Origin of the sequence: Coprococcus sp. AM14-16 (assembly GCF_003434675.1) — a bacterium.
GTDB lineage: Bacteria > Bacillota > Clostridia > Lachnospirales > Lachnospiraceae > Coprococcus > Coprococcus aceti.
This window is the reverse complement of sequence record NZ_QTLL01000004.1, coordinates 1-13,497: the sequence shown is the minus strand read 5'-3', so window position 1 is coordinate 13,497 and position 13,497 is coordinate 1. Positions and strand designations below refer to the sequence as shown.

17 protein-coding genes are annotated in these 13,497 nt (G+C 43.8%); 3 read left to right on the top strand and 14 right to left on the bottom strand.

The window, feature by feature from the left end; genetic code table 11:
- Positions 1-228: 228 nt before the first annotated feature.
- The 5 genes from DW159_RS12080 to DW159_RS13950 all read right to left on the bottom strand — a co-directional run bounded on the left by DW159_RS12080 (position 229) and on the right by DW159_RS13950 (position 5,885).
- Positions 229-2,832 (bottom strand): ABC transporter permease, encoded by a 2,604-nt coding sequence (locus DW159_RS12080; RefSeq protein WP_187115873.1) that lies wholly within the window; start codon positions 2,830-2,832, stop codon positions 229-231.
- Complete coding sequence (locus tag DW159_RS12075; protein WP_117551086.1) at positions 2,795-3,496, bottom strand: ABC transporter ATP-binding protein; 702 nt, start codon at positions 3,494-3,496, stop codon at positions 2,795-2,797. The genes DW159_RS12080 and DW159_RS12075 overlap by 38 nt, the downstream gene beginning before the upstream one ends.
- Positions 3,477-4,829, bottom strand: a complete 1,353-nt coding sequence (locus DW159_RS12070) for a hypothetical protein (RefSeq protein ID WP_117551084.1) — start codon at positions 4,827-4,829, stop codon at positions 3,477-3,479. Before DW159_RS12070 ends, DW159_RS12075 begins: the two co-directional genes overlap by 20 nt.
- 236 nt (positions 4,830-5,065) lie before the next feature.
- Positions 5,066-5,191 carry a hypothetical protein gene (locus DW159_RS14065; protein ID WP_278320900.1) on the bottom strand — a complete coding sequence of 42 codons (126 nt, stop codon included), beginning with the start codon at positions 5,189-5,191 and terminating at the stop codon, positions 5,066-5,068.
- Positions 5,192-5,729: 538 nt separating this feature from the next.
- Positions 5,730-5,885, bottom strand: coding sequence for a hypothetical protein (locus DW159_RS13950; RefSeq protein WP_242992726.1), 156 nt, complete (start codon positions 5,883-5,885; stop codon positions 5,730-5,732).
- Between DW159_RS13950 and DW159_RS14300 the strand changes: the two genes are divergently transcribed.
- Positions 5,839-6,042, top strand: a complete 204-nt coding sequence (locus tag DW159_RS14300; protein ID WP_420314973.1) for a hypothetical protein — start codon at positions 5,839-5,841, stop codon at positions 6,040-6,042. The two genes, DW159_RS13950 and DW159_RS14300, sit on opposite strands and share 47 nt — an antisense overlap.
- On the opposite strand, the gene DW159_RS14295 is transcribed toward DW159_RS14300, so the two are convergent.
- From DW159_RS14295 to DW159_RS12045, 5 genes are all read right to left on the bottom strand, one after another.
- On the bottom strand, positions 5,981-6,166 hold the full coding sequence (locus DW159_RS14295; RefSeq protein ID WP_442871973.1) for a type II toxin-antitoxin system RelE/ParE family toxin: 186 nt from the start codon (positions 6,164-6,166) through the stop codon (positions 5,981-5,983). The two genes, DW159_RS14300 and DW159_RS14295, sit on opposite strands and share 62 nt — an antisense overlap.
- 18 nt (positions 6,167-6,184) lie before the next feature.
- Positions 6,185-6,310, bottom strand: a complete 126-nt coding sequence (locus DW159_RS14290; RefSeq protein ID WP_015534075.1) for a hypothetical protein — start codon at positions 6,308-6,310, stop codon at positions 6,185-6,187.
- Complete coding sequence (locus DW159_RS12055; RefSeq protein WP_117551082.1) at positions 6,307-6,615, bottom strand: type II toxin-antitoxin system RelB/DinJ family antitoxin; 309 nt, start codon at positions 6,613-6,615, stop codon at positions 6,307-6,309. The genes DW159_RS14290 and DW159_RS12055 overlap by 4 nt, the downstream gene beginning before the upstream one ends.
- A 73-nt stretch (positions 6,616-6,688) precedes the next feature.
- A complete protein-coding gene (locus tag DW159_RS12050; RefSeq protein WP_117551080.1) occupies positions 6,689-7,003 on the bottom strand; it encodes a type II toxin-antitoxin system RelE/ParE family toxin in 315 nt (104 codons plus the stop codon).
- A complete protein-coding gene (locus DW159_RS12045) occupies positions 6,993-7,286 on the bottom strand; it encodes a type II toxin-antitoxin system RelB/DinJ family antitoxin (RefSeq protein ID WP_117551079.1) in 294 nt (97 codons plus the stop codon). Before DW159_RS12045 ends, DW159_RS12050 begins: the two co-directional genes overlap by 11 nt.
- 292 nt (positions 7,287-7,578) lie before the next feature.
- On the opposite strand from DW159_RS12045, the gene DW159_RS12040 reads away from it, so the two are divergent.
- Together DW159_RS12040 and DW159_RS12035 are read left to right on the top strand one after the other, a co-directional pair.
- Entirely contained in the window at positions 7,579-8,175 is a 597-nt protein-coding gene (locus tag DW159_RS12040; protein WP_117551077.1) for an N-acetyltransferase, read from the top strand.
- A 345-nt stretch (positions 8,176-8,520) separates the two neighbouring features.
- A complete protein-coding gene (locus DW159_RS12035) occupies positions 8,521-10,047 on the top strand; it encodes a CoA-transferase (RefSeq protein WP_117551076.1) in 1,527 nt (508 codons plus the stop codon).
- A 123-nt stretch (positions 10,048-10,170) separates the two neighbouring features.
- On the opposite strand, the gene DW159_RS12030 is transcribed toward DW159_RS12035, so the two are convergent.
- The 4 genes from DW159_RS12030 to DW159_RS12015 all read right to left on the bottom strand — a co-directional run.
- Positions 10,171-11,001: a metallophosphoesterase gene (locus DW159_RS12030; protein WP_242992724.1), complete on the bottom strand. Its 831-nt coding sequence runs from the start codon at positions 10,999-11,001 to the stop codon at positions 10,171-10,173.
- Positions 11,002-11,143: 142 nt separating this feature from the next.
- Entirely contained in the window at positions 11,144-11,662 is a 519-nt protein-coding gene (locus DW159_RS12025) for an NUDIX domain-containing protein (protein WP_117551072.1), read from the bottom strand.
- Positions 11,659-12,996, bottom strand: a complete 1,338-nt coding sequence (locus DW159_RS12020) for an acetyl-CoA hydrolase/transferase family protein (RefSeq protein ID WP_117551070.1) — start codon at positions 12,994-12,996, stop codon at positions 11,659-11,661. Before DW159_RS12020 ends, DW159_RS12025 begins: the two co-directional genes overlap by 4 nt.
- Before the next feature lie 273 nt (positions 12,997-13,269).
- Positions 13,270-13,497 (bottom strand): Hsp20 family protein (locus tag DW159_RS12015; protein WP_147323116.1); only part of this gene is annotated, 228 nt, incomplete at its 5' end.

Genomic DNA, 13,497 nt, shown 5'->3' with positions numbered 1-13,497 from the left:
AAACTAACCATGAGCACCAGCCGTTTTAAGCTGCCACATTCTGATATCAATAATATATTTACAATTATAATTGCTATGTTTTTCCATGTACACTAACCAAAAGGCTAGTAACAGGCGTGAAAACAACTTTTTTGCAAAAAAATCCACAGAACGTACCGTCTATACTGTACGCCCTGTGGATCGTAATAAACATCTAAACTATTCTGTTACATGCCATATATGAAAGGATCATTCCACCGACTTAAGCGATTCCGCCATATTTATCTTATCAAGCTTGACTGACATAACTCTGTTGACAAGAAAATTGAACACAAATGTCAGAACGATACTGTACACATAGCTCATCGGCGCTATATATGTATCAAATGCGACCATATCCACCTTGATCTGTCCTATGACAAATGCATGCAAAAACACTCCAAGCACAAGTCCCACAGCGATTCCAAATGTCGTCAGGACTCTGTTCTCCCTGAATACATAAGCTGAAGTCTCGTTTTTGAAAAATCCCAGAACCTTTATGGTTGCTATCTCCCTGATTCGCTCTGTGATATTGATATTTGTCAGGTTGTAGAGGACGATAAATGCAAGCGCACCAGCCGATAGTATGACTACAATTACTATATAATTCAGACTCTCCATCATCTTGGATATCCTGTTCTTCATATCCTTGTTGATAGTCACTGACGCTGTTGCTGCATCACCCATAAGATCAGCAGATATCTCGTGCGAATCTGCGCCTTCCTCAAGATTGAAGTACACCGATTTGTACTGAGGTGCTTCCCCCATCTGATCCTCATATGTTTCAGGTGATATATACACATAGTTGTATACATGATTCCTGAATATGCCTGATACGGAAACTCTTATCTCTTTCATCTCGCTGTCCCTGACCGTTATTACATCGCCTGTTTTGAGGTCGTACTGTTCTGCCAGCGCAGTATTGATCACAGCTTCCCCTTTGCCCGGATATTCTATCTTCGCACCATCTTTATCCGCCAACTTCATATACCTGTCAACGTGCTCAGGTTCTTCCATGATGACCATGTTCACGGACTTTACACCACCATCACACACCAGATCCCAGGTAGATTCACTGACGAGATCATAGCAGGAGGTATCCTCCTCCAGCCGGTCTTTCAGACTACTGAAGCGCTCATCTTCTCTATCACCCGCAATCGATGTATTCAGCGTTATCACTCCATCTCCGACCTGTATCTCCCCATATTGATTGTCCGCAAATCCGCTTATGGAATCATTTATTCCAAAGCCTGTGAGCAGCAGCGCAGTACAGCCGCTTATTCCTATTATCATCATAAAAAAACGTTTCTTATATCTGAATACATTTCTGACACTTACCTTTCTCAGAAATTTCAGTCTCTTCCATATAAATGGGATATGCTCAAGGAACACCCTCTTGCCCGGCTTCGGAGCCTTAGGCCTCATAAGACTTGCCGCAGTCTCAGAAAGCTCGTATCTGCAGGAAAACCAGGTTGTACCTACAGTGCACAAAAGGGATGCTGCCAGCACGCCAATAACCAGCGTCCAGTCTGTGGTTCTCTCAAGTGGCACATGTATATACATCATATGATATGCATACCAGATAACCTCCGGAAATACATATGTACCTATAAGATATCCACCTGCACATCCTACTACAGCCGCAGTTCCCGAATAGATCATATATTTTCCCATGATCGCCGCCTTGCCATAGCCGAGAGCCTTCAGCATGCCTATCATAGAGCGCTGTTCCTCAACCATTCTGTTCATGGTAGTCATACACACGAGCACGGCAACCAATATGAAGAATACCGGAAATACCTTTGCAACTCCATTTACTATATCTGAATCGCTCTCAAAGCAGACATATCCGATATTCGTCTCTCTGCCGAGTATGTAATAGTTCACACCATCTGCATCATCCAGCGTTATGTCCTTCACCATATCCTCCGTCATACCCTTTGCCATGAGGATATCCTTATACCTGTCTAACACACTGGTCTTACATATTGACTCCCATTCGTCTTTCCTGTCGTCTATATAGTCTTCGTACTCATCGGAATACAGATCAAACTTTCTGTCAAATTTCACATATACATCGGTGTAGCATTCGCTGTCAAATGCTTCAGGGCTGACATATACAAAGCCCGCGATCTTACCGTTTCCAAGTGTTGTGGTGCCTCTCTCAAAATTAATATAAAGAGGGGAGTTGACAGTTCCGACAACAGTGAACTTCTTCACCTTCAGTATATCCTGTGTACTGCCGCCCTCGCTTTCGTTTCCCGAGTCAGCGATATCACTGTCTGTTTTCCCGTCAGACTTGCCTTCTGCTGCATCGTCATCTGCCACCTCTATGACATCACCTATCTTTATACTGTCCATCTTGGCATCTACAACACATTCATCTTCCTTTTCCGGCATGCGTCCGTCCACAAGACTCAGTTTGTTGATGTTTTCCGGAACTGACATAGTCTTCAACACCCTGTCATTTTCACCCTGGTTCTTGTATAGGACGTCCAGGCTGTAACCACCCTCTGCGTACAACACATCCTTCTCCCCGGCAAATGAATCCACATCATCATCCGTGTATCCCAGAGTTGACAGAAGATGCAGATCATAGAAATTTCCCTCGTCAAGGAATTTTGATATGGTATTCATCATATCCGGCTTCGTCATCTTGAGCCCCGAGAAGAATCCCACGCCCAGGGCTATGATCGCCATGATGGCTGCAAATCTTCCAAATGTATTTTTTATCTCACGAAATGTCGTGCGTCTCATCATTGATTTCATAGGCCACCTACCATTCCAGATCTTCAACGTTCTTGATGTTATCATTCATAACCACTTTCTCCACAGTTCCGCTCTTAACCGTGATGACTCTGTCCGCCATGGCTGTGAGTGCCTGGTTGTGCGTTATGACTATAACTGTCGTTCCCGTATTTCTGCATGTATCCTGAAGGAGCTTCAACACCGCCTTGCCCGTGTTGTAGTCAAGCGCGCCCGTCGGCTCATCGCAGAGCAGGAGCTTCGGATTCTTCGCCAGAGCCCTTGCTATGGCAACCCTCTGCTGCTCACCTCCGGAGAGCTGTGCCGGGAAGTTCGCCATACGATCCTCAAGTCCCACCTGCTTCAGAACCGTTGCAGCATCCAGCGGTTCCTTGCAGATCTGGGCTGCAAGCTCCACGTTCTCAAGTGCTGTGAGGTTCTGTACCAGATTGTAGAACTGGAACACGAATCCCACATCATACCTTCTGTATGCCGTGAGTTGTCTCTTATTCAGAGTTGATATCTCTCTGCCATCCAGCTTCACGCTGCCGCTTGTCAGAGTATCCATACCGCCAAGTATATTCAAGATAGTAGTCTTGCCCGCACCGGAGGCTCCGACTATGACACAGAACTCTCCCTTTTCTATCTCGAAATCCACATCGCGCAGAGCATTGATCTCCACCTCTCCTGTCTTGTATACCTTCTTAACATCTTTAAATTCTACGTAGCTCATCCTGCACCATCCTTTCACTGTTCTTTCTTACAATCTCATCCAGACTCCACAGCCTTGCCTCGGTCACCCTGTCAAATTTGATCTCTATCCACTCTTCCGTTCCAGGCTTATATATTCCCGCAAAATCATCATTTTGTATTATCTCACAGTCCATCTCCAAAATAAACTTCTCTTCATCATCAGAGAGAACGACAACTGTAAAATCCAGATTTTCTTCCCCCGGCAAAATGTACCGATTTATCAAATGCCCCTCCAGAAGTCCGGGATCGTCAACAAACAAAACTATATGCCTATATCCGCCTACATTCTCGCTATTCACAAAATAATCCAGAGTACCATTTCTTTTCTGAAGCTCATTTGCCAGCATGTCTAACAAGCCCTTCACATCAGCTTCTCCTGCGGCAAAAGAGATTTCTCCATTCTTACGGTCCGCCAGATAAAGCTCATCATATCCTACCCATTCACCATCACCCGGATCACAGGCAAATGCTAGCTGAATCCTGTCATTTGTCTCATTTATCTCAAGCTGGCCTATGATATTTCTCGCTATATCAAATGCACTCTTTTTATTTCCATCACTTACTATTCCTATAACCCCGGTACGGCTGAGATCCAGCACCACCGGCAAGTCGTGGATAACTGCCGTTTTTATCTTCACCTCATTTGCAACGTCTGTGAGCTGTACCTCTCTCTCCCGCTTTCCGCCAGTCTCCTGAACCACCACATGATCAGATATATCCACACTTCCAAGCCCCAGTCTGACCATAAGATGATTGCAGACCCTCGATCTATTCAGACATTCAGCCTGCGCCTCCGAAAAAAGGATTTGGACTACAGGATTGAATCTATCTCTCATATTATCCAAAATTTCCGTCTTATCGATCTCGATCAATCTGCACAAATGCTTTGCATAATTATTTCTCCTGATAGATTCAAGCTCCCCCCGTTTCTCTTTCCCCGGTCTTGTCGAAAAATCCGCTATAGTACCCGGGATTACCCGCATCACTCCGAGGCCAATACACATAAGTATGAGCATAATGAAACCATACAGGTCTATGCCGGCGAATCCTATTGGATGCCAGCGCCCTCTATAGTAATACCCTTTCATGTCAGGATTCCTGCCCTTACCATTTACTGCCATAACTATCACGATCACAGCGATCACTGCCACAATGAGAATTTCCACCAGAAGTATCTTCATATTAAGCTTGTTCTGATTTTGGGGCGTAGAGGCCTTAGGCAGTACAAGCTTGTCCGGCGGCAAAAGCTTCTCATCCAGCTTACCCGTTTTTCTGACCTTATCTGTTGTTTCCGTTCCTTCCGCATTCTCCATATTTTTCATATTCCCCATGTGTCCCAAATCTATTATCCCATCAACACTCAATATATTTTAGTTCGAAAATATATCAGTCTGTCAAGTCCGACAATATATCCCATAAATATTTGTTATATATATTATACATCAGTAACCCCATATTCAGAAATCAAATTTATATATTGCTGTTCCCACGACAAAAAAAGTCCCCCATACCTGCCTGATGCAGATACAGGGGACCTTTGTCTCATATACTATTTATGCTTTTTTGACTTTGGTGTAGCCGGTTCTTCAGCTACTACAGCGTTGTGATTTGCTGTTGCATATACCTTCTGAACTGCTTTCTTTTTCTTCAATGGATGCTTTGGGTTTTTATCCATTTTGAACACTTCCTTTCTGTTTTCCTAAAATGTTATATAACAGAAATCTGCAGTGCATATGTCAAACGGTCATGTGCACCACCGGTTGTGCTATCCTTTTCTTATCTTTGACTATGTTATAGTCCTCTATGCTAGCAATGTCAAGAGGTGAGTGCTAATTATTTTGTGAAGATTTTGTGAAAATTAGGTACTCGCATATTAACCGGAAAAGCGTACTGCCCCTCGGCAAAGATATGGTTCAGATACCCCCAATTTCCCCGCGGTTCATTGACACCATTTTCTCAATTGGATATATTGTGGGTGTTATTAGCAAAAAGGAGCTGACAGCCATGCCAAGTCATCCCTTGAAAACAAGGCCATAAAGACCCCCGATGCAAATCGGATTATAGAGGCAAATATAGTCTACAATGTAAGAACCGGCGAACAGCTTACCAGGAGAAGACAAAATGCCAAAGGCTTCGAAGAGCTTCTTGACTGTGCCGGTGTCCTGTTCCTTGAAAATAACCAGACAGGAAATCTGATCATCAATCCCCCGCTTTCATCCACCGATGACCTGATGAAATATATGCAGATAGATTTTCTGCAGCAGATATACACACTCACATTCAGCAACGGGCCTTGATGCCGGTTCGTCAGCCGCAGTCTCCATCATCGGCGGTGCGGACGGACCTATGGTTTTATTTGCATCACTCAAGCTGGCACCGGAGCTGTTTGTCCCTATATCATTACATGGTTTTATATACACAAAATGCCACAGCAGTTTTATGCTGCTGTGGCATTTGCTTTACCCTATTGCTTTGTGTATAGATTTAACTGATTGTCTGTGTCACGTTCTGCATACATTACTCTAAGAATGGTTACAACCTTTTTATCGCTATCAGGAATATAAAATACCACATAATTATCTACTAGTAATACACGAAGTCCACGGCTTTTCCACGGTTCTTTCTCGTATCTTCGATAACGCTCCGGCATCGTATCCAGACTTAATATCTACTCTTCCAGACGGTCAAGCTGTCCGCTTGCGTTTTGAGAAGATTGTAATTCAAAGGCAATATATTCAAAAATTCCTCTCAGATCATTGTCAGCCTGCTCGGATATCTCTAATTCATATATCATATTCCATAATCCTTACGAATGTCAGTAAAGACCTTTTTAGCATTTTTCATCCGTCCAGCCTGCATATCCGCATACCCCTTCTCCAATTCTTCGTTGAACTCTATCTCTGATAATGTGCTGATGTCAACAGGTCTGTCATATGGTATTTTTACTTCAAATGGAAGTCCTCTCTGTAAGATAATCTGTTTATAAAACATATTTATAGCACTAGAAGCAGGGATACCCAGTGTAGCCAAGATACTTTCTGCTTTTTCTTTGACATCTGGTTCAATCCTTGCATATAAATTTGCAGATTTTGTAGCCATATAAAGCATCTCCTTTCATAAGTAGTGTTTCCATGCTTCCCACTCTTTAATGTTAATTGCGCTACGGATTGTTTTATATCATTTTTCCCTCAAAATCCTGTAATTCATGAAATATATTATCTACTATAATACGTTCTCCTTCTATTCGATATAACATAAAATATCTATGTCTTTCAAAATTAATTCTTCTATATCCCAGCTTTCTCAAGCGCAGATTATCACATAGTTTCAAACTTGAAGCAATTTTTTCCAAATTTCTTTTCGTATTCTCAAAGTCCTGAAGAACATTTGCTGCAGCCTGTTTACTATGTTTTTCAAATAAGAGATATTGAATAAAATTATCCAAATCATTCTCCGCATCTTTTGTCAAAACCACCTCATAAGTCATACTTCTTCCTCATATCATCTATCACAACATCAGCATCACGACATTCACCTTTTTCAGCATGTTGTCTTGACTTCGTCAGTTTGTCTATCATCTGTTCCTCTGTCATTGCCACATATGGATCTGTAACAACCCTTTTTATCTCAAATGGAAATCCATTATTTGCAACTGCCTGGGTAAGAAAAATTCTTATAGCTGTCGTAGTATCTGTTCCAAGATCATGAAATAATTTATCTGATTTTGACTTAAGATCATTGTCTACCCTTACCTGTATTGTGCTTGCCATTCTCATGCACCTCCTAGTATTAATAATATGCAACTTCACCGCTTCTTTATAAATTATAATACTTAATTTATGTCAATTCAATACAAATGTATTGTTTTAGTAGTGATATTCCATATGCAAACACTATGACATCAGCATCCTTCACATCTTCATATATTTCTATCATGTCATCCTGAATGAGATCATAGTTTCATTTTCACTCTATATATGATAATATGATTACGGTTAGATATATCTAACCGTATGGGTGGAATTAGAAATTACAACACAATTATTGAACGGAGGAAATACAATGAAGATAACAAAATGGGATGAACAGGCAGCCGAGGATATCGGCCATGCGTTTGGATATTACGACTACGGGCAAGAAACAGGTATGGGCGTGTTCTACAGCAGCAAAGAGGCAGTGGCAAATTACATAGCCGGCTACGTTCGTATGGCATTTGAGGGACAAATGCTCTACGCGACCAGCGAACGCGGCGAGGGGTATATCGCCTACACCCTGCCGGGACAGAAAATGAATTTCAAAGCTGGCATGGCTATCCTCAAAGCACTGTTTCGCAACATGAGCCTTAAAGAAATGATCTGCATGGGAAAAGCTCTGTCCAAGGGAGGAAAATCCCTTCAGGATCGAATGAAGAAAGAGAAGAAAGATTTTATATTCGTCGGCATGGTCTGCGTCCGCGAACAATACCAGGGACAGGGATACATGAGAAAAGTTCTGAACATGGCTTTCTCTGAGGGAAACAGATTGCACGTTCCAGTCATCCTTGAGACGGATGCCAAGTCAAAGTGCGACAAATACATGCATCTCGGCATGGAGCTTGAGGGTGTGCGCGATATGGGTGCTTATGGTAAGATGTACGATCTGATCAAATATCCTGATTAGAAAACTAAAAATGTCAGCTAGATATGAGTCCCAAACCATTGCTCATATTTATCTGGCATTTTTAATTTTATCTTTTTGACTTAATCTTGCTCTTCTGTGCATAAAATTTTCGCTTATTTGTTATAAACCTCCAAAAAGATACAAACTTTCGATTTTCTGTATCCTTTGCGCATTTTTCGTCAGAAAAAAGAAAGTTTTTTATCTTTTTAGGATAAGTCGAATTTTTCTACCCCAATATCACCATTCCCCTTAATAATCTTCTTGACATCTCAGCCTCAAAAGATAAAAATAGCAAGTGACTGACTAAAATTCAGCAAAAGATTCTATAGATACGAGGTTAGACAAATGTACCAGATAATGACAGCCGACGAGGCAATGGAGCTTATAAATGACGGAGATGTGATCGCGCTCAACTCATTTCTCGGCATAGATATTCCAATCGAGCTTCACGAGGCATTATATAAAAGATACCAGAGGACAGGTTCGCCGAAGCACCTCACAGCTATATCAAGCGCGGGCTTTGGTGCGTGGGATGAGAACAAGGCGGCAGAGGGATACATAAGAGACGGCGCAGTTGACAAGATCATCTGTGGACATTTCGGTGCCATGTACAGCACCAAGAAGCTTGTCCTTGAGGACAGATTTGAGGCATACAATCTCCCACTCGGCTGTATCTCACACGCAATTCGTGCACAGGCCGGCGGACTTCCGGGAGCACTCTCCAAGGTCGGGCTGGATATATTTGTCGATCCGAGACTTGAGGGACCGGGAATCAACAACATATCAAAAGACGACTCACTTGTAAAATACGTTGAGCTTGACGGTGAGGAATTCCTCTACTACAAGCTGCCGCTTATCAACGTGGCTATCATCAAGGGAACTGCTGCCGACCGCAAGGGCAACATCTCATTTGAGGATCTGTTTACCGCAGGAGATGCGCTGTCTATCTGTCAGGCCGTAAAGGCAAATGGCGGAAAGGTCATCGTGCAGGTTGACAGACTTGTGGCAAGGCCATCAAGACCTCACAATACCATCATTCCGGGATGTCTGGTTGACGCTATCGTTGAGATACCGCCGGAGCCAAGACACGCATCATACGAATCCCTGACAGGAAGTTTTGAGATTCCATATTCACAGTGGCAGGACTGGGCTGAAATGCTTTCCGGTCGTACCAAGACAAAGAATGTCGTCAATACAAGCGCAGAGATCATTGGAAGACGGGCCGCTCTGGAATTGAAACCGGACGATATAGTCAACATAGGTGTTGGAATTCCGGAGACTGTATCCAAGTATGCCAGAGAGAACGGTATTCTGGACAAGATAACCCTGACCGTAGAATCCGGAGGTGTAGGAGGATTTCCGGCATCGGGCAAGGTGTTCGGCGCTGTTATCGGCGCGGACTCCATCTATGACATGGCAAACCAGTTTGATCTCTACAACAATGGCGGTCTTGATATCTGTTTCATGGGCGGAATCGAGGTTGACAGGTTCGGGAATGTAAATGCCCACAAGGGTCCTGGCGCATTTGCCGGTGTAGGCGGATTTGCAAATATCACCGCCAAGACAGCAACCGTTGTGTTCTGTCTCACATTTGATACGAAGGGGCTTGCCGTGGAAGACAATGACGGCATCGTGACCATCAAAAACGAGGGAAGCATTCCTAAGTTCGTAAACGATGTCAGAAGCATCAGTTTCTCAGGAAAACGTGCGCTGGCAAACAGGCAGAGGGTTATATACGTCACAGAACGATGCGTATTTGAGCTCACTGAAAAGGGACTTAAGCTCATTGAGGTGTACCCGGGAATTGATCTTGAACATGACATTCTGAACAAGCTTCCTTTCAAGGTTGAGGTGGATGAAAGGCTGCGATAGCTAGAAGTCTGAGAAAAATAAATCCTAATATATTAAAAGGTCGTGAGAAGATCCCTACTCAAAATCTTCCCACGATCTTTTATGTACATCATTTTCTTATCTACATTAACTTTCTCACAATAACTAATGTTTCCCCACCAGCTCCACGCACACAATCTCTGGATAGTTAAACAGCCTCACCGGAACCACACTGTTGCCAAGGCCGCGGCTGACTATCATCTCGGTGCCATTCATATAATATTCACCTGCTGTATATTCTGGAAGAAATCCCTGATCCGGCGCCACTATCCCGCCGACAAATGGAAGTCTGAACTGTCCACCGTGGGCATGTCCGGAAAGCACGAGATCAACACCGATGCCGGCATACCTTGCGAGGTATTGTGGCTCATGTGCAAGAACTACTGTGAATTCTTTTTTCTCAGAGTCCTCATGCGCCACATTCTGAGCGTTATTCAGTAACGTCCCAAGTGTCCCATCCGCAAGACTTTTATCGTCCAGCCCAACCAGCCTGAACTTTGCATCACCCATGGATATCTCCACAACCTGATCATCCAGAATAACCACCCCGGCACCTATAAGCCCATCCATAAGCTCGTCATATTCAGATTTCTCAAGCCAATATTCATGATTGCCTGTGACATAGTATACCGGACATATTTTCACGATTTCATCCACAAATTGGACTGCGCGGTCTACATTTGTGTGATTTGAGTCCACAAGATCTCCGGTCAGGACGATCATATCAGGTTCACATTCTCTTATCCTGTCCACCAGTTCCTGGTTATTCTTGCCAAACTTTGCATTGTGCAGATCCGATATCTGGACTATGCGATATCCCTCAAGATCTGCACCAAGCTGCTCTGCCGCATATGTATAATGTGTGGTTTCAAGGTGTTTGTTCTGAAAATTGCAGAACAATATTATGACAATAACTATGCTCAGAGTAATTGCCAATTTTATATATTTCTGCTTTTTCGTATTTCTACTTTTTTGTTTTTTAGATTTTCCTTTCATTCGCAGCCCCACTTTTAAATTCCCCATTTCCCCTGTTTCTGAGTATCAGCCCACATAAAATTTTACACATAATCAGATGCGTCTATAGTTTCATCTGTTTCTTCACCATTTGAAGAACACGCAGCTCCCTCTTTATCATAATCTCATCGAAATAGTTATCACCGTGATACTCGTCATTTGCACATATCGCCTCATCGATTGGCAAGACTCTTAGCACAAATCCCGCCTCTCGCTCATATTCATCAAGTTCCTGTCCTATATTCGCAGCTTCAACATCACATATATAATAAAAGTTTTCCTGTTCAAATATCGTATTCTCCGATTTATCACTCTTCTGTCTTCGAAGTACACTTCCAAATTCTCTTATGCTATCAGGGATGACCACAAGCCCGGTCTCCTCGCGGACCTCACGGACAAGAGCTGCCTTTTTGTCCTCTCCGCCTTGAATACCGCCACCTGGAAATTTGTAATAGTGCTCCCGCCCACTGTAGACAAGGGCTATCTTGTCTCCCTGCAGGATGATTCCACGTGCCGATGGTCTGCAGTATACCTTGTAGCCCGCTTCGTAGTCCTTTATATCTATGTCAAATAATCTTTTCATCTCTTATTCGACCTCCGCCAAATCTTTCTCTCCTGGGCCTCCTTTATCAGCATATCGCGAAAATCCGGATGAGCTATGGAGATGAGCGCCTCAGCTCTCTCCCATGTGGAGCGTCCCTCAAGGTTGATGACTCCGTACTCTGTCGCAAGGAAATACACCTGACTTCTAGGGGAGGTGATGATATCTCCGTTGAACTGTGGCTTAACCCTGGAGTGTTTCACTCCGTTCCTGTCGGTGTGGGTGGAGCTCATGCATATAAACGCCTTGCCGCCATGGGAGCCAGATGCTCCGATCAGGAAATCAAGCTGTCCGCCGGTTCCGCTGATCTGGCGTGAACCGCTGCTCTCCGCCGCCACCTGTCCGTACAGATCCACAGCCACGCAACTGTTTATTGATACCATATTATCTATCTGCGATATGACATACGGTCTGTTCACATATTCAAGTGGGTACGCCGCTATCCCAGGATTGTCGTCCAGCCACTCATACAGCTCATTTGAACCGATGGCGCAGCCAAATACGCCTTTTCCACGGTCTATGTTCTTGTATTTATTTGTCAGCTTGCCCGCCTTGTACAGGGCCAGATATGCGTCCGAACAGAGCTCCGTGTGCATGGCAAGATCCTTGAGATCTGACTGGGCCAGCATCTCACCCACCGCATTTGGCATTCCTCCGATACCGAGCTGCAGTGTTGAACCGTCCACAATATACGGAATAAGCAGCTCCGCTATCTTCCGGTCAACCTCCCGCGGTGCCTGTGTTTTCACATCAGCAAATGGTTCATGCTCTCCCTCTACGATCATATCCACATCCGATATGTGAATACATTCGTCATATCCGCCGCGTATCTTAGGCATATGCTCATTCACCTCAACTATCACTATGTCAGCCTTCCTGGCAATAGGGGCAGCCACACCGGTATTCACCGAGAAGTTAAAATAACCATGCTTGTCCATAGGTCCCACCGACACCATGACCACATTCACATGAAGGAAATACTCATAATAAGCCGCATTGTTGTGGAACACCATCGGTATATAATAGCATTTTCCCTCATCGCACAGCTTTCTCTCGTACTGCGAACAGTGCCAGCTGTGATAAACAAAATGCTCCTGACTGTCATCGCACTCTGCAACCTCTATAGGCCCAGCCATCAGATTACCCCTGATCTTCACATCGTGCAGCTCATCTCTCCGCTTTGCCAGTGCCCTGTCAAGTAGTACAGGTTTTCCAAGGGACGATGTGTAATCGACCCAGTCTCCATCCTTGACACACTCCACCGCAGCCTCCGGTGTACGCAGCTTTTCTCTATACATTTGCTGAAAATCGAACATATAAATCCCCCTTTATTGAATAACATTTCACCGCTTGTCCTCCCTCAACAGTCTCAACCACTATTATCAAATAAATCAAATACCATTTCAATATTTTTAGAGATATTCCACACAAAAATATTCATAATATTTTTTCGCCTTCACTGGCACAATGCTCATTTACATCTAATAGCAGAACGCAAAAGAGCCCCCCGCATACCTGCACCTTGCAGATACACGGAGGGCTCTACGAATATTAGTCATCTGTTATTAAGTAATTACGCATTTCTTACATTATTCGATTGCGATGTAATTACTCTTCTCTACTTTCTTCTGCTCTTCCTTCTTAGGAATCGACAGTTTCAGTACGCCATGTTCATACTTTGCATGAATGTCTTCCTGGGTAACTCCTTCACCGACATAGAAACTTCTGCTCATGCTGCCGGTATATCGCTCACGCCTGATATACTTGCCGCTCTTCTTGTCCTTCTCATCCTTATCCAGACCCTTTGCAGCCTCAAT